This is a genomic window from Pseudomonas sp. HLMP, from assembly GCF_046365545.1.
GTDB classification, from domain to species: Bacteria; Pseudomonadota; Gammaproteobacteria; order Pseudomonadales; family Pseudomonadaceae; genus Aquipseudomonas; species Aquipseudomonas guariconensis_B.
In genome coordinates, this window is sequence record NZ_JBDLLR010000001.1 from 1,030,098 (window position 1) to 1,044,646 (window position 14,549).

Consider the following 14,549-nt stretch of genomic DNA (forward strand, 5'->3'; position numbering starts at 1 on the left):
ACGATAACGGTTCCCTGCGACCTGTTACAACCGTCCTTGACGCATCAGCGCAGCATGGCGTCGCGCAGGCGTGGGGTGAGTTCTTCGAACAGGGTCTGCACCGAGCGCAGGGCACGGCAGTCGGGACGGGTCAGCAGCCACAGTTGGGTGTCGCAGCCGGGCAGGGGGCCGCTCAGCGCCTCGACGCCGGGCATGGCATGCACCATGTAATCGGCCAGGGCGGCCACGCCCATGCCGGTACTGACCAGTTGGGCGATGGTCGACATGCCGCTGCACTGGTAGCGCGGGATCAACCCCGGGTACTGCTGGTTGCGCCAGACCACCGTGGGGTGGTCCTGCATGGCGTCGTCCGGGCCGATCCACGGCACGCTGGCCGGCGATTCGGCCAGGCGTTCGCGAAAGTGCGGGTGGCCGCACAGCACATAGGAGGTCGAGCCCAGGCAACGCCCCACCAGGTGCTCCGGCGGCGTATTGGTCAGGCGCAGGGCGATGTCCGCATCGCGCCGGCTGAGGTTGGCGAAGGTGTTCGAGGTACCCAGCTCCAGGGACAGCGCCGGGTAGTTCGGCATGAAGGTCGCCAGCGCCGGTAGCAACAGGCTGTGCAGCACGGCCTCGGTGCAGGTCAGGCGTACCGTGCCGCTGACCACCTGCTCGCCGCTGGTCAGGGCGATGCGTGCGGCGTCCAGCGCCTGCTCGGCGCGCTCGGCCTGTTCGGCCAGGGCCTGGGCGGTGTCGGTCGGCAGGTAGCCCTTGCGGCTCTTGACGAACAGGGCGGTGCCCAGCGCCGACTCCAGGCGACGGATCGAGCGGAACACGGTCGAGACGTCGACCTTGAGCAGTTCGGCGGCCTTGGCCAGCGACCGACCGCGCTCCAGGGCCAGGACCAGGGAGAGGTCGGCATGGGTGATCTGATATTGCATTGGTGCACGCTCTGCTTGCCGAAATGCCAATGTCTGTTGCGTTGAGGCCATTTTATAGTGGAACGGCCCCCGGGAATCAATGCACCCGGTCGGCACCCGATCCCCACGATGGGAAAGTGAAAAGAACAACAGCAGCAACCATCGCCGCCCGCGAGGCGCCAGCCGTATCCCTCCACATCGCCGCCCCGAACCAAAGGATGTACAGCCATGACGTCGGTCACCCCGTGCGCCAGCTCTTCCAGCGAGATGAATGAATTCCTAGAGGCTCACCCGGATACGCAGTTCGTCGACCTGCTGATCTCCGACATGAACGGCGTGGTACGTGGCAAGCGCATCGAGCGGGCCAGCCTGCACAAGGTGTACGAGAAAGGCATCAACCTGCCGGCCTCCCTCTTCGCCCTGGACATCAATGGTTCCACCGTCGAGAGCACAGGCCTCGGCCTGGACATCGGCGATGCCGACCGCATCTGCTACCCGATCCCCGGCACCCTGGCCGACGAGCCCTGGCAGAAGCGCCCCACCGCCCAGTTGCTGATGACCATGCACGAACTGGACGGCGCACCGTTCTTCGCCGACCCGCGCGAGGTGCTGCGCCAGGTGGTGAGCCGGTTCGATGACCTGGGCCTGGACATCTGCGCGGCGTTCGAGCTGGAGTTCTACCTGATCGACCAGGACAACCTCAACGGCCGTCCGCAGCCGCCTCGCTCGCCGATCTCCGGCAAGCGCCCGCAGTCGACCCAGGTCTACCTGATCGACGACCTCGACGAATACGCCGACTGCCTCCAGGACATGCTCGAAGCCGCCAAGGAGCAGGGCATCCCGGCCGACGCCATCGTCAAGGAAAGCGCCCCGGCGCAGTTCGAGGTCAACCTGCACCACGTCGCCGACCCACTCAAGGCGTGCGACTACGCGATCCTGCTCAAGCGCCTGATCAAGAACATCGCCTACGACCATGAGATGGATACCACCTTCATGGCCAAGCCCTACCCGGGCCAGGCAGGCAACGGCTTGCACGTGCACATCTCGCTGCTCGACAAGAAGACCGGCAAGAACCTCTTCGCCAGCGATGATCCGCTCGAGAGCGCACCGCTGCGCCATGCCGTCGCCGGCGTGCTGGAGACCATGCCGGCCTCGATGGCCTTCCTCTGCCCGAACGTCAACTCCTACCGCCGCTTCGGTGCGCAGTTCTATGTGCCGAATGCGCCGAGCTGGGGCTTGGACAACCGTACCGTGGCCGTTCGTGTACCGACCGACAGCAGTGAGAACGTGCGCATCGAGCACCGCGTGGCCGGCGCCGACGCCAACCCGTACCTGATGCTGGCGGCGATCCTGGCTGGCATCCACCACGGCCTGACCCACACGCTCGAACCGGGCGCGCCGATCGAAGGCAACTCGTACGAGCAACTGGAGCAGAGCCTGCCGAACAACCTGCGCGACGCCCTGCGCGCGCTGGACGACAGCGAGATCCTCAACCAATACATCAGCCCGGACTACATCGATATCTTCGTCGCCTGCAAGGAAAGCGAGCTGGCCGAGTTCGAAGTGTCGATCTCCGACCTCGAGTACAACTGGTACCTGCACACGGTGTAAGCCCATGAGCGCAAATGCGGTTCCTCTGATCGGTGTCAGCGCCTGCCGCCAGCAGGTGGGGAAGAACTCGTCGCACACGGTGGGCGACAAGTATGTCGAGGCGGCCGGTTTCGCCGGGATCCCGCTGATCCTTCCGGCCCGTGACGTGGCCAGCGACCCCGGTGCACTGCTGGCCCACCTCGATGGCATTCTTTTTACCGGTTCGCCTTCTAATGTCGAGCCGCATCATTACAATGGCGCGCCCAGCGTGGAAGGGACCCGCCACGACCCCGCGCGTGACCGCCTGACCCTGCCGTTGCTGCAGGCGGCGATCGCTGCCGGCGTGCCGGTGTTCTGCATCTGCCGTGGTTTCCAGGAACTGAACGTGGCCCTCGGTGGCACCTTGCACCAACGGGTGCATGAGCTGCCCGGCTACCTGGACCACCGCGAACCTGTGGACGCCCCCCTGGAGGTGCAATACAGCCCTCGTCACCCCGTCGGCATCGAGCCGGGTGGGGTGTTCGAGCGCTTGGGCCTGGCGGCGCAGTTCGAGGTCAACTCGCTGCACAGCCAGGGCATCGACCGTCTGGCCCCTGGGCTGCGTGTCGAGGCACGGGCCCCGGATGGCCTGATCGAAGCGGTGTCCATGAGCGACGCGCCGGGCTTCGTGCTCGGCGTGCAATGGCACCCGGAATGGCGTTTCGCCGAAAACCCGGTCTCCCTGCGCCTGTTCCAGGCGTTTCGCGAGGCCTGCATTGCCCATGCTGCACGGGAGGTTTCGCGCCAGAACGCATTCTGACGTTAACCGAAGGTCTTGGATGACCCGCTTCCTGCTGCAGCTTTCAATGAGTGAAAGCGGGCCTTGTTCGCAAGGCCTGTGAAAACAATACCAAGAGCAACGGCACATACTCATGAGCGAATACACAGAAGCCGGCCGCCCACCCGATGGGGCGACCGACGCGGGCAACACTCAGCGCGCCAGCAAAGGCCTGGCCAAGGGCCGCCTGGGCCTGCTGGCCAGCGTGGTGCTGGGCATTTCCACCATCGCCCCGGTCTATACCCTGACCGGCGCGCTCGGCCCGACCGTGCGCGAAGTCGGCGCCCACCTTCCGGCGGTGTTCATCGTCGGCTTCCTGCCCATGCTGCTGGTCGCCCTCGGCTATCGCGAGCTGAATGCGGCCGAGCCGGACAGCGGCACGTCCTTCACCTGGTCGGCCCGCGCCTTCGGCCCGATGATCGGCTGGATCGGCGGCTGGGGGCTGGTGGTCGCCACCACCATCGTGCTGTCCAACCTGGCGGGTGTCGCCGTCGACTTCTTCTACCTGTTCCTCGGACAGATCACTGGCAACTCTGCACTGGCCGCGCTGGCCGACAACCTATTGGTCAACATCACCACCTGTTGCGTGTTCATCGGCCTGGCGGTGTGGATCTGTTGTCGCGGCATGGGCACCACCATGACCGTGCAGTACGGGTTGGTCGCCCTGCAGTTGCTGGTGCTGATCGGTTTTGCCTTCGCCGCTTTCGGCGAGACCACCGCGCCGCCACCGTTGGCGTTCGATTTCGCCTGGTTCAACCCGTTCGGCGTCGAGTCGTTCTCCGCCTTTGCCGCGGGCCTGTCCCTGTCGATCTTCATCTTCTGGGGTTGGGACGTGTGCCTGACGGTCAGCGAGGAGTCGGTGGGCAGCGATGAGGTACCGGGCAAGGCCGCTACCTGGACCGTGCTGCTGATCCTCGGCCTGTACCTGCTGACTTCCATCGCTACCCTGCAATTCGCCGGGATCAGCGACGTCGGCCTGGGCCTTGGCAACCCGCGTATCCAGGAGAACGTCTTCGCCCACCTGGCCGGTCCGGTCATGGGGCCGCTGGCGATCCTGATGTCCATCGCCGTGTTGGCGAGCACCGCGGCTTCGCTGCAATCGACCTTCGTATCGCCGGCGCGCACCCTGCTCGCCATGGGTTACTACGGCGCCGTGCCGCAGCGCTTCGCCAGCGTCTGCCCACGCTCGCAAACGCCACGCTACGCCACCATCTGCGCCGGCGTCGCGGCAGGCCTGTTCTACGTGACCATGCGCACCCTCAGCGAGAACGTGCTGGCCGATACCATCACCGCCCTGGGCATGATGATCTGCTTCTACTATTCGCTGACGGCGTTCGCCTGCGTCTGGTACTTCCGCCACAGCCTGTTCGACAGCCTGCGCCACTTCTTCATGCGTGGCCTGTGCCCGCTGCTCGGGGGTGTCATTCTCTCGGTGATCTTCGTGCGCACCGCGATCGACAGTGCCTCGCCGGACTTCGGCAGTGGCTCGCACGTGGGCGGCCTGGGGCTGGTATTCGTGATCGCCGCGATCATTTCGGCGCTGGGTATCGTCCTGATGGTGCTGTCACGCTGGCGTGCACCGGCGTACTTCCTCGGCGCGACCTTGCGCCAGCAGGCCACCTTGCAACTGCAGGAATAACGTTTGGGGGCGCTTTGCGCCCCTTTTCGCGACACAAGGGCCTCGCAGAGGCCCCGATCAGAAGGTCAACCGATCAGTTGCTTGAGCAGCGCCCCGTGGCGCTGTTGCTGCTTCTGAAGCTGCAGGCGGTTCGCGCGGAACACCGCCTTCAGGTCCTCCAGCGCAACGTCGAAGTCATCGTTGATGATGACGTAGTCGTACTCGTCGTAGTGCACCATCTCGCTGACCGCTTCCTTCATGCGCCCGGCGATGATCGCCTCGCTGTCCTGGCCACGGTTGTCCAGGCGATGGCGCAGCGCCTCCTGGCTGGGCGGCAGGATGAACACCGACAAGGCCTCCGGCATCAGCTCGCGCACTTGCTGGGCGCCCTGCCAGTCGATCTCGAGGATCAGGTCGAAACCCTGGTCCAGGGTCTGCTGCAACGCGCTGCGCGAGGTGCCGTAGAAGTTGCCGAAGACCTCGGCGTGCTCGAGGAAGTCACCCTTGTCGATCAGTACCTTGAACTCCTCGTGGGCGACGAAGTGGTAGTTCACCCCGTGCTGCTCGCCCGGGCGCATGGCGCGGGTGGTGTGGGAGACCGAGACGCGGATCTGTGGGTCGGCCTGGGTCAGCGCCGTGACCAGGCTGGTCTTGCCGGCGCCGGACGGCGCCGAGACGATGTAGAGGGTACCGCTGCTGTGATTCATGGTGGGGTGGCCTTACTCGATGTTCTGTACTTGTTCACGCATCTGTTCGATCAGCACCTTGAGGTTGACCGCCGCTTGGGTGCTGCGTGGGTCGAAGGCCTTGGAGCCCAGGGTGTTGGCCTCGCGGTTGAGTTCCTGCATCAGGAAGTCCAGGCGCCGGCCGGCGGCGCCGCCGGACTTGAGCACCCGTCGCACTTCGGTGATATGGGTGTTCAGGCGATCCAGTTCCTCGGCGACATCGCTTTTCTGCGCCAGCAGGACCATCTCCTGCTCCAGGCGCTGCGGCTCGAGCTCGGCCTGCAGGTCGCTGAAGCGGTCGAGGATCTTCTGCCGCTGGGCGGCCAGCATTTGCGGCACCAGGGCGCGCAGGGTGGTGACCTCGCTGGCCATGCCGTCCAGGCGCTCGTTGATCAGCCGGGCCAGTTCCTGGCCTTCGCGCTGGCGGCCGGCCTTGAGCTGCTCGAGGGCTTCGTCGAACAGCGCCATGGCCTCGGCATTGAGGGCCTGGGGATCGCTGGCGTCGGCGACCAGCACGCCCGGCCAGGCCAGGACCTCCAGCGGATTGAGCGGCGCCGGCTGCTTGATCAGCGCGGCGACGCTCTCGGCGGCGGCGACCAGTTGCGCGGCGCGCTCGCGATCGACCTGCAACGGCTTGCCGGTGCTGTCTTCGTTCAAGCGCAGGGTGCATTCCACCTTGCCGCGTGACAGACCCTGGCGCAGGCCTTCGCGCACGGCGCCTTCCAGGTCACGCAGGGCCTCGGGTAGGCGCAGGTGGGGTTCCAGGTAGCGGTGGTTGATCGAGCGCAGCTCCCAGACCAGGGTGCCTTGGCTGCCGGCGCGCTCGACACGAGCAAAAGCGGTCATGCTATGCACCATGGGGAGTACCTCGCAAAGATGGGGAACGGGGAAGCCTTTCGGCTGCAAGGCGCAGGATTGTAGCGCAGTGCGGCGCGGCCGCCCAATCCGCCCATGCTACAGAAGGGCTTGCCGGTCACCAGGAAAAGTCGACAGGCTGCCAGGGGCGCGACAATAGGCATGTCTTCCCGGGGCGGCGGGCTCTATAATGCTCGGCAGATTCAAATGTCCCGGTACAGGTATCCCAGATGAAACGTCCAAGTGGTCGCGCCGCCGATCAGCTCCGCTCGATCCGCATCACCCGCAACTACACCAAGCACGCCGAGGGATCGGTACTGGTCGAGTTCGGCGACACCAAGGTCGTCTGCACGGTCAGCGTCGAGAATGGTGTGCCCCGCTTCCTCAAAGGCCAGGGCCAAGGTTGGCTGACCGCCGAGTACGGCATGCTGCCGCGCTCCACCGGCGAGCGTAACCAGCGCGAGGCCAGCCGCGGCAAGCAGGGTGGCCGCACCCTGGAGATCCAGCGCCTGATCGGCCGCTCCCTGCGCGCCGCGCTGGACATGAGCAAGCTTGGCGACGTCACCCTGTACGTCGACTGCGACGTGATCCAGGCCGACGGTGGCACCCGTACCGCCTCGATCACTGGCGCCATGGTCGCCCTGGTCGATGCCCTGCGCGTGATCAAGAAGCGCGGTGGCCTGAAGGGCGGCGACCCGCTCAAGCACATGATCGCCGCCGTGTCGGTGGGCATGTACCAGGGCGAGGCGGTGCTCGACCTGGACTACCTGGAAGATTCCGCCGCCGAGACCGACCTGAACGTGGTCATGACCAGCGCGGGCGGCTTCATCGAGGTGCAGGGCACCGCTGAAGGCGCGCCCTTCCAGCCTGAAGACTTCAACGCCATGCTGGCCCTGGCGCAAAAGGGCATGAACGAGATCTTCGAACTGCAGCAGGCCTCGCTGGCCGACTGACCACCACGCCAAGGAGGGGAGGCACATGAGCGATCCGAACCTGCCGATCACCCCGCCCAATGCCGAGATCCGGCAATGGGCGATGTTCTGTCACCTTGCGGCGCTGCTCGGCCTGGTGGTGCCCCTCGGGCACCTGCTGGGCCCGCTGGTGCTGTGGATCTGGAAGCGTGAGCTGGACCCGTTCATCGATGCCCAGGGCAAGGAGGCGCTGAACTTCCAGATCAGCGTGACCATCGCCGGGGTCATCTGCTTCCTGCTGATGTTCGTTCTGGTGGGGATCGTGCTGTTCGCCATCCTCGTGGTGGCGGTGCTGATCCTGATCATTCTTGCCGGGGTCAAGGCCAACGAGGGGCAGCCGTATCGTTATCCGCTGATCTGGCGGCCGCTGAAATAGAAATGAAAAAGCCGACCTCGAGGTCGGCTTTTTCATTTGTGCTGTCCTCTTCGCGGGCAAGTCCGCCCCCACAGGTACGTCGCTGTTCGAAAAATCAGCGGTGCACTTGTGGGGTGGACTTGCCCGCGAAGGACCTGGCCCCACCTTTAGATGGTCAGCGTCCAGTCATAGTCCACGATCAGCGGCGCATGCTGGGAGAAGCGTGGCTGACGCGGCAGGCGCGCATTGCGCACGAAGCGGCGCAGGCCCGGGGTCAGGATCTGGTAGTCGAACCGGTAGCCCAGGTTGAGCATCTCGGCCTGCTCGTTGTCGGGCCACCAGCTGTACTGGTCGCCTTCGCGACTGACTTCGCGCAGGGCATCGACATAGCCCATGTCGCCGATGATCGCATCCATCCACGCGCGCTCCGGTGGCAGGAAGCCCGGCGACTGCTGGCTGTCGCGCCAGTTCTTGATGTCGAGCTTCTGCTGCGCCACGTAGAGCGAGCCGCAATAGATGTATTCGCGACGCTTGCGCCGCTGCTTGTCCAGGTACTTGGCGAAGTCGTCCATCAACTTGAACTTCTGGTTCAAGTCTTCGTCGCCGTTCATTCCCGAAGGTAGCAGCAGGCTGGCGATGCTTACCTTGTCGAAATCGGCCTGCAGGTAACGCCCGTAGCGGTCGGCTGTCTCGAAGCCCAGGCCGGTGATGACTGCCTTGGGCTGCATCCGCGAATACAGTGCCACGCCACCCTGGGCAGGCACTTCCGCGTCGCAGGCGTAAAGGAAATAGCCATCGAGCTGGAAAGCTGGGTCGTCGAGTTCAAAGGCCGAGGCGCGGGTATCCTGAAGGCAGATGACGTCGGCATTCTGGGCTTGCAGCCAGCTGAGCAATCCACGCTCGGCCGCAGCCTGAATGCCATTCACGTTCACACTGATGATCCGCATAAATGGCCCCAAAAATCTCGTGCGTGTATGATACCCGAGCTCAACCCATTTAGCTAAATCCGTGGTGTCCGGGACTCTTCATGCAGCCGTATCAGCGCGACTTCATTCGTTTTGCCATCGATCGCGGGGTTCTGCGCTTCGGTGAGTTCACCCTGAAATCGGGGCGTACCAGCCCGTACTTCTTCAATGCCGGCCTGTTCAACAGCGGTTCGGCCCTGGCCCAGCTGGGGCGTTGCTACGCGGCGGCCATCGTCGACAGCAAGATCCCCTTCGACGTGCTGTTCGGCCCGGCCTACAAGGGCATTCCTCTGGCGGCGGCCACCGCGGTGGCCCTGGCCGAGCAACACCAGCTCGACGTGCCCTGGTGCTTCAACCGCAAGGAAGCCAAGGACCACGGCGAAGGCGGCAGCCTGGTCGGCGCGCCGCTGGCCGGTGAGGTGCTGATCATCGACGACGTGATCACTGCCGGTACCGCCATCCGCGAGGTCATGCAGATCATCAATGCCCAGCAGGCCAAGGCCGCGGGCGTGCTGATCGCGCTGAACCGCGAGGAGCGTGGCAACGGCGAGCTGTCGGCTATCCAGGAAGTAGAGCGCGATTTCGGCATCCCGGTGGTGAGCATCGTCTCGCTGACCCAGGTGCTGGAATTCCTGGCGGACGATCCGCAGCTCAAGCAGCATCTGCCGGCTGTGGAGGCCTATCGGGCGCAGTACGGGATCTGATCCTGACACAGGTAATGAAAAAGGCGACCTCCGAGGTCGCCTTTTTGTGCTGTTGTCTGCAGCGCCCTATCGCCGGTGCAGGCGATCAATGCCGCTTGCGGTTGGTGATCAGGGTACCCACGCCGCTGTCGGTGAAGATCTCCAGCAGCACCGCGTTCGGCACGCGGCCATCGATGATGTGCGAGCTGTTCACGCCACCTTGCACCGCTTCCAGCGCGCACTTGATCTTCGGCAGCATGCCGCCGTAGATGGTGCCGTCGGCGATCAGCTCGTTGACCTGCTCGGTGGTCAGGCCCGTGAGGACCTGGCCCTGCTTGTCCATCAGGCCGGCGATGTTGGTCAGCAGCATCAGCTTCTCGGCCTTCAGCGCCTCGGCCACCTTGCCGGCGACCAGGTCGGCGTTGATGTTGTACGACTCACCGTTGGCGCCCACGCCGATCGGCGCGATCACCGGGATGAAATCGCCCTTGACCAGCATGTTCAGCAACTCGGTGTTGACGCTGACCACCTCGCCCACATGGCCGATGTCGATGATCTCCGGCTGGGTCATGTCCGGTGTCTGACGGGTGACGGTGAGCTTGCGTGCACGGATCAGCTCGGCGTCCTTGCCGGTCAGGCCGATGGCGCTGCCGCCATGACGGTTGATCAGGTTGACGATGTCCTTGTTGACCTGGCCGCCCAGGACCATCTCCACCACGTCCATGGTCGCCGAGTCGGTGACGCGCATGCCATCGATGAAGTGGCTCTCGATCGACAGGCGCTTGAGCAGGTCGCCGATCTGCGGGCCGCCGCCGTGCACCACCACCGGGTTGATGCCGACGGCCTTCATCAGCACGATGTCGCGGGCGAAGCCGGTCTTGAGCTCCTCGCTCTCCATCGCGTTGCCGCCGTACTTGATCACCAGGGTCTTGCCGACAAAGCGGCGGATGTAGGGCAGCGCTTCGGACAGTACCTTGGCGACTTGGGAAGCGGCATCGCGATCGAGGGTCATGCAGGGCTCCAGTAAGGAACAGATAGTCGGTCAGAACGGCAGTTGCAGGGCTGGATCGACCCGCAGCAACTGCGTGCGGAAAACAGCCTGGATACGTTGCAGCTCGGCGTCGCTGTCGGCCTCGAAGCGCAGCACCAGCACCGGTGTGGTATTGGAGGCGCGGACCAGGCCCCAGCCGTGGGCGTAGTCGACCCGCACACCGTCGATGGTGGTCAGGTTGGCTTCGCCCCAGTCGGCGTCGCGTTGCAGCGCATCAATGATGCTGAATTTACTCTCGTCGGTCACATCAATGTTGATTTCCGGCGTGGAAATATCGTTCGGGAACGCGGCGAACAGGGTTTCGGCATCCTGGTCGGCCTTGCTGAGGATCTCCAGCAGACGCGCGGCGCTGTAGATACCGTCGTCGAAGCCGTACCAGCGCTCCTTGATGAAGATGTGCCCGCTCATCTCGCCGGCCAACAAGGAGCCGGTCTGCTTCATCTTCTTCTTGATCAACGAATGGCCGGTCTTCCACATTAGCGCGCGGCCGCCGTGCTGCTCGATCAGCGGGGTCAGGCGGCGGGTGCACTTGACATCGAAAATGATCTCGGCGCCCGGATTGCGCGACAGCACGTCTTGGGCGAAGAGCATCAGCAGGCGGTCCGGGTAGACGATGCTGCCGGTATTGGTCACCACGCCGACGCGGTCGCCGTCACCGTCGAAGGCCAGGCCGATGTCGGCACCGGTTTCCTTGACCTTGGCGATCAGGTCTTCGAGGTTCTCGGGCTTGCCCGGGTCCGGATGGTGGTTGGGGAAGTTGCCGTCGACCTCGCAGAACAGCGGGATCACATCGCAGCCCAGGGCTTCGATCAACTGCGGGGCGATGACGCCGGCGGCGCCGTTGCCGCAGTCCACCACCACTTTCAGCTTCCTGGCCAGCTTCACGTCGCGGGTGATCTGCTGGAAGTAGCGCTCGAGGATCTCGACCTTTTCCACGCGGCCTTCGCCACGGCTGAGGTCGTTGGTCTTCAGGCGGGTCAGCAGGGCCTGGATCTGCTCGTTGGCCAGGGTGTCGCCGGCGATGACGATCTTGAAACCGTTGTAGTCGGGCGGGTTGTGGCTGCCGGTGAGCATCACGCCGGACTTGCCGGCCAGCACGTTGGCGGCATAGTACAGCGCCGGGGTCGGTACCAGGCCGACATCGCTGACCTGGCAGCCGGCATCGGCCAGCCCCTTGATCAGCTGTTCCACCAGCATCGGGCCGGACAGGCGGCCGTCACGGCCGACCGAAACCTGGGGCTCGCCCTGGGCCAGGCTCTGTGCGCCGATGGCGCGGCCGATCCAATAGGCGGTCTCGCCGGTCAGGGTCTTGCCGACCACGCCGCGGATGTCGTAAGCGCGGAAGATGCTGTCGGGCAGTGCGGGTACCAGCTGGGCCATGTCATTCATCTCTGGAACTCCAATAATCAAAGGCTTTTGGGCAGGCGCGAATTGAACGCTTGGACGATGCTTTCGCCAGAGAGTTCGCCATCCATGGCCTGAACGGTCGTCGAGCCGGCTCAGTGGCTGCCGGAATGGCCGAAGCCGCCGGCACCGCGCTGGCTCTCGTCGAAGGATTCGACGATATCGAAATGTGCTTGCACCACGGGCACCAGCACCAGCTGTGCGATGCGCTCGCCGACGGCGATGGTGAACGGGGTGTTGCCACGGTTCCAGCACGACACCATCAGCTCGCCCTGGTAGTCCGAGTCGATCAGGCCGACCAGGTTGCCCAGCACGATGCCGTGCTTGTGGCCCAGTCCCGAGCGGGGCAGGATCATGGCGGCCAGGCCCGGGTCGCCGATGTACACCGACAGGCCGGTGGGGATCAGCAGGGTCTGGCCCGGCTCGAGGACGGTGTCTTCCTTGAGCAGGGCGCGCAGGTCAAGGCCGGCGGAGCCAGGGGTGGCGTATTGCGGCAGGGGGAATTCGTTGCCCAGGCGAGGGTCGAGGATCTTGGCTTGGAGAGCGTGCATGTAGCTTATTGGACCTGGTTGAGCCGTTCGGCGATGAAGGCGACCAACTGGCGGGCGATCTTGCCCTTGCTGGTCTGCGCGAAGAGGGTCTGGTGTTGCTGGCGGTCGATCACGGTCAGGGCGTTTTCCTCGCTGTTGAAGCCGATGCTGGGGTTGGCCACATCATTGGCGACGATCAGGTCGAGGTTCTTGTCCTTGAGCTTGCGCGTGGCGTAGTCGAGCAGGTGCTCGGTCTCGGCGGCGAAGCCGACGCTGAACGGGCGATCGGGGCGGCCAGCGATGGTCGCAAGGATATCTGGATTGCGCACCATCTGCAGCAGCATGCCGTCGCCGGTCGTGGGATCTTTCTTGAGTTTTTGCGGGGCGACGACCTCGGGGCGGTAGTCTGCGACCGCAGCCGAGGCGATGAACAGGTCGCAGGGCATGGCGGCCTCGCACGCGGCGAGCATGTCCCGCGCGCTCACCACGTCGATGCGGTTGACACGATCGGGCGTCGGCAGGTGCACCGGACCGGTGACGAGGGTCACCCGAGCCCCGGCTTCGGCGGCCGCCTCGGCCAGGGCGAAGCCCATCTTGCCGGAGCTATGATTGGTGATGTAGCGCACCGGGTCGATGTTTTCCTGGGTCGGCCCGGCGGTGATCAGCACGTGCTTGCCGGTCAGTGCCTGGCGCTTGAAGCTTTCGGCGGCGCACCAGGCGAGGTCCGTGGCTTCGAGCATGCGGCCAAGGCCCACGTCGCCGCAGGCCTGGCTGCCGGAGGCCGGGCCGAACACCTGGATGCCGCGGCTCTTGAGCAGGTCGAGGTTGGCTTGGGTGGCTGGGTCGCGCCACATGGCCTGGTTCATGGCCGGCGCCACGGCGACGGTGGCGTCGGTGGCCAGCACCAGGGTGGTCAGCAGGTCGTCGGCCATGCCTTGGGCCAGGCGCGCCATGAGGTCGGCGGTGGCCGGGGCGATCAGCACCAGGTCGGCCCACTTGGCCAGTTCGATGTGCCCCATGGCCGCTTCGGCGGCGGGATCGAGTAGATCCATGTGCACCGGGTGGCCGGACAGCGCCTGCAGGGTCAGCGGCGTGATGAACTCGGCGCCGCCGCGGGTCATGACGACGCGCACTTGCGCGCCGTGTTCCAGGAGTCGGCGAATCAGCTCGGCGCTCTTGTAGGCGGCGATGCCGCCACCCACGCCGAGAACGATGCGCTTGCGATACAGCCGCTGCATAGGCTTGCCTTTTTCCAGTGAAAGCGGGCGGCGACGACAACTGCCTGCGGCAGAACGTCGCATCTACGGAGCGGGATAGATTAACACAGGGCTCAAATGTGCCGCAGTACAACGCAAGGAGAGGGGATGAACATCAGGGAGTGGCCGGTGCAGGAGCGGCCGAGGGAGAAGTTGCTGCAGCGCGGGGCTGCGGTGTTGTCGGATGCCGAACTGATGGCCGTGCTGCTGGGGTCGGGGGTTGCCGGGCGTAATGTGCTGGACCTCGCCCGAGGGTTGCTGGTGCGTTTTGGTGGTTTGCGGCAGTTCCTGGAGGCCGATCGTGGGGCGATCCTCAACGAGCCTGGCTTGGGGCCGGTGAAGTACGCCCAGTTGCAGGCATTGCTCGAGATTGGCAGGCGCTACCTGGACGAGAGCATCGAGCGTGCTCCGGCCCTGGAGAGCCCGTCGGCGGTGCGGCGTTATCTCAAGTCAATGCTGCGTCATGAGGCCAGCGAAGTGTTTGGCTGCCTGTTTCTTGATACCAAACACAGGCCACTGGCTTTCGAGATCCTGTTCAGAGGCACGATCGACCGGGCAAGCATCTACCCGCGCGAAGTCGTGCGCCGGGCGTTGTTGCATAACGCGGCGGCGCTGATCCTCTGTCACAACCATCCTTCCGGCCACTGTGAGCCCAGCCAGAACGACGTGCACATGACGCTTTCGCTGAAGCGGGCGCTGGCCTTGATCGATGTGCGGGTGCTCGACCACATCATCGTTGGCGATGGTGAGCCATTGTCCATGGTCGAGCATGGGTGGATCGCGACCTGATGGTCCAGGGGGGCAGTACCGGCCTATTCGCGGGCAAGCCC

Annotated in this window: 14 protein-coding genes and 1 pseudogene; 7 read left to right on the forward strand and 8 right to left on the reverse strand. The window is 64.9% G+C overall.

What is annotated here, in order from left to right; translation table 11 throughout:
- Positions 1-44 precede the first annotated feature (44 nt).
- Positions 45-920 carry a LysR family transcriptional regulator gene (locus ABFA30_RS04955; protein WP_225786767.1) on the reverse strand — a complete coding sequence of 292 codons (876 nt, stop codon included), beginning with the start codon at positions 918-920 and terminating at the stop codon, positions 45-47.
- A 207-nt stretch (positions 921-1,127) separates the two neighbouring features.
- Here ABFA30_RS04955 and ABFA30_RS04960 point away from each other — a divergent pair, with 207 nt between their 5' ends.
- The 3 genes from ABFA30_RS04960 (at position 1,128) to ABFA30_RS04970 (ending at position 4,945) form a co-directional block, all read left to right on the forward strand.
- Positions 1,128-2,510 carry a glutamine synthetase family protein gene (locus tag ABFA30_RS04960; RefSeq protein WP_225786766.1) on the forward strand — a complete coding sequence of 461 codons (1,383 nt, stop codon included), beginning with the start codon at positions 1,128-1,130 and terminating at the stop codon, positions 2,508-2,510.
- Between the two features lie 4 nt (positions 2,511-2,514).
- Positions 2,515-3,288 carry a gamma-glutamyl-gamma-aminobutyrate hydrolase family protein gene (locus ABFA30_RS04965; RefSeq protein ID WP_225786765.1) on the forward strand — a complete coding sequence of 258 codons (774 nt, stop codon included), beginning with the start codon at positions 2,515-2,517 and terminating at the stop codon, positions 3,286-3,288.
- Between the two features lie 112 nt (positions 3,289-3,400).
- Positions 3,401-4,945: an APC family permease gene (locus ABFA30_RS04970; RefSeq protein ID WP_225786764.1), complete on the forward strand. Its 1,545-nt coding sequence runs from the start codon at positions 3,401-3,403 to the stop codon at positions 4,943-4,945.
- A gap of 65 nt (positions 4,946-5,010) precedes the next feature.
- Here ABFA30_RS04970 and gmk read toward each other — a convergent pair whose 3' ends face one another.
- Both gmk and ABFA30_RS04980 read right to left on the reverse strand, forming a co-directional pair.
- Positions 5,011-5,631, reverse strand: coding sequence for a guanylate kinase (gene gmk, locus ABFA30_RS04975; protein ID WP_225786763.1), 621 nt, complete (start codon positions 5,629-5,631; stop codon positions 5,011-5,013).
- A gap of 12 nt (positions 5,632-5,643) precedes the next feature.
- On the reverse strand, positions 5,644-6,507 hold the full coding sequence (locus ABFA30_RS04980; RefSeq protein WP_225786762.1) for a YicC/YloC family endoribonuclease: 864 nt from the start codon (positions 6,505-6,507) through the stop codon (positions 5,644-5,646).
- A gap of 227 nt (positions 6,508-6,734) precedes the next feature.
- Between ABFA30_RS04980 and rph the strand changes: the two genes are divergently transcribed.
- Together rph and ABFA30_RS04990 are read left to right on the forward strand one after the other, a co-directional pair.
- Complete coding sequence (gene rph / locus ABFA30_RS04985; protein ID WP_225786761.1) at positions 6,735-7,457, forward strand: ribonuclease PH; 723 nt, start codon at positions 6,735-6,737, stop codon at positions 7,455-7,457.
- Positions 7,458-7,482: 25 nt separating this feature from the next.
- Positions 7,483-7,851 (forward strand): DUF4870 domain-containing protein, encoded by a 369-nt coding sequence (locus ABFA30_RS04990; protein ID WP_253080391.1) that lies wholly within the window; start codon positions 7,483-7,485, stop codon positions 7,849-7,851.
- 146 nt (positions 7,852-7,997) lie between these two features.
- Here the strand turns inward: ABFA30_RS04990 and ABFA30_RS04995 are convergent, their stop codons facing one another.
- On the reverse strand, positions 7,998-8,777 hold the full coding sequence (locus ABFA30_RS04995; RefSeq protein WP_368816528.1) for an exodeoxyribonuclease III: 780 nt from the start codon (positions 8,775-8,777) through the stop codon (positions 7,998-8,000).
- 80 nt (positions 8,778-8,857) lie between these two features.
- On the opposite strand from ABFA30_RS04995, the gene pyrE reads away from it, so the two are divergent.
- Positions 8,858-9,499: an orotate phosphoribosyltransferase gene (gene pyrE, locus ABFA30_RS05000; RefSeq protein ID WP_170033799.1), complete on the forward strand. Its 642-nt coding sequence runs from the start codon at positions 8,858-8,860 to the stop codon at positions 9,497-9,499.
- Between the two features lie 85 nt (positions 9,500-9,584).
- On the opposite strand, the gene argB is transcribed toward pyrE, so the two are convergent.
- From argB to coaBC, 4 genes and pseudogenes are all read right to left on the reverse strand, one after another.
- On the reverse strand, positions 9,585-10,490 hold the full coding sequence (argB, locus tag ABFA30_RS05005; protein WP_225786758.1) for an acetylglutamate kinase: 906 nt from the start codon (positions 10,488-10,490) through the stop codon (positions 9,585-9,587).
- Positions 10,491-10,520: 30 nt separating this feature from the next.
- A pseudogene (locus ABFA30_RS05010) lies at positions 10,521-11,894 on the reverse strand (phosphomannomutase/phosphoglucomutase); the annotation flags it as partial.
- A 134-nt stretch (positions 11,895-12,028) separates the two neighbouring features.
- Positions 12,029-12,484, reverse strand: coding sequence for a dUTP diphosphatase (gene dut / locus ABFA30_RS05015; RefSeq protein ID WP_225786757.1), 456 nt, complete (start codon positions 12,482-12,484; stop codon positions 12,029-12,031).
- A 5-nt stretch (positions 12,485-12,489) separates the two neighbouring features.
- Complete coding sequence (gene coaBC / locus ABFA30_RS05020) at positions 12,490-13,701, reverse strand: bifunctional phosphopantothenoylcysteine decarboxylase/phosphopantothenate--cysteine ligase CoaBC (protein WP_225786756.1); 1,212 nt, start codon at positions 13,699-13,701, stop codon at positions 12,490-12,492.
- Positions 13,702-13,827: 126 nt separating this feature from the next.
- Between coaBC and radC the strand changes: the two genes are divergently transcribed.
- On the forward strand, positions 13,828-14,508 hold the full coding sequence (radC, locus tag ABFA30_RS05025) for a RadC family protein (protein WP_253101280.1): 681 nt from the start codon (positions 13,828-13,830) through the stop codon (positions 14,506-14,508).
- Positions 14,509-14,549: the final 41 nt, after the last annotated feature.

Excerpts from the sequence above, each read along its gene's own strand:
- ABFA30_RS04970 (WP_225786764.1), top strand. The coding sequence starts at position 3,401 with ATGAGCGAATACACAGAAGCCGGCCGCCCACCCGATGGGGCGACCGAC.
- pyrE (WP_170033799.1), top strand. The coding sequence starts at position 8,858 with ATGCAGCCGTATCAGCGCGACTTCATTCGTTTTGCCATCGATCGCGGG.
- ABFA30_RS04965 (WP_225786765.1), top strand. The coding sequence starts at position 2,515 with ATGAGCGCAAATGCGGTTCCTCTGATCGGTGTCAGCGCCTGCCGCCAG.
- ABFA30_RS04960 (WP_225786766.1), top strand. The coding sequence starts at position 1,128 with ATGACGTCGGTCACCCCGTGCGCCAGCTCTTCCAGCGAGATGAATGAA.
- coaBC (WP_225786756.1), bottom strand. The coding sequence starts at position 13,701 with ATGCAGCGGCTGTATCGCAAGCGCATCGTTCTCGGCGTGGGTGGCGGC.
- ABFA30_RS04980 (WP_225786762.1), bottom strand. The coding sequence starts at position 6,507 with ATGGTGCATAGCATGACCGCTTTTGCTCGTGTCGAGCGCGCCGGCAGC.
- argB (WP_225786758.1), bottom strand. The coding sequence starts at position 10,490 with ATGACCCTCGATCGCGATGCCGCTTCCCAAGTCGCCAAGGTACTGTCC.
- ABFA30_RS04995 (WP_368816528.1), bottom strand. The coding sequence starts at position 8,777 with ATGCGGATCATCAGTGTGAACGTGAATGGCATTCAGGCTGCGGCCGAG.
- dut (WP_225786757.1), bottom strand. The coding sequence starts at position 12,484 with ATGCACGCTCTCCAAGCCAAGATCCTCGACCCTCGCCTGGGCAACGAA.
- gmk (WP_225786763.1), bottom strand. The coding sequence starts at position 5,631 with ATGAATCACAGCAGCGGTACCCTCTACATCGTCTCGGCGCCGTCCGGC.
- radC (WP_253101280.1), top strand. The coding sequence starts at position 13,828 with ATGAACATCAGGGAGTGGCCGGTGCAGGAGCGGCCGAGGGAGAAGTTG.
- rph (WP_225786761.1), top strand. The coding sequence starts at position 6,735 with ATGAAACGTCCAAGTGGTCGCGCCGCCGATCAGCTCCGCTCGATCCGC.
- ABFA30_RS04990 (WP_253080391.1), top strand. The coding sequence starts at position 7,483 with ATGAGCGATCCGAACCTGCCGATCACCCCGCCCAATGCCGAGATCCGG.
- ABFA30_RS04955 (WP_225786767.1), bottom strand. The coding sequence starts at position 920 with ATGCAATATCAGATCACCCATGCCGACCTCTCCCTGGTCCTGGCCCTG.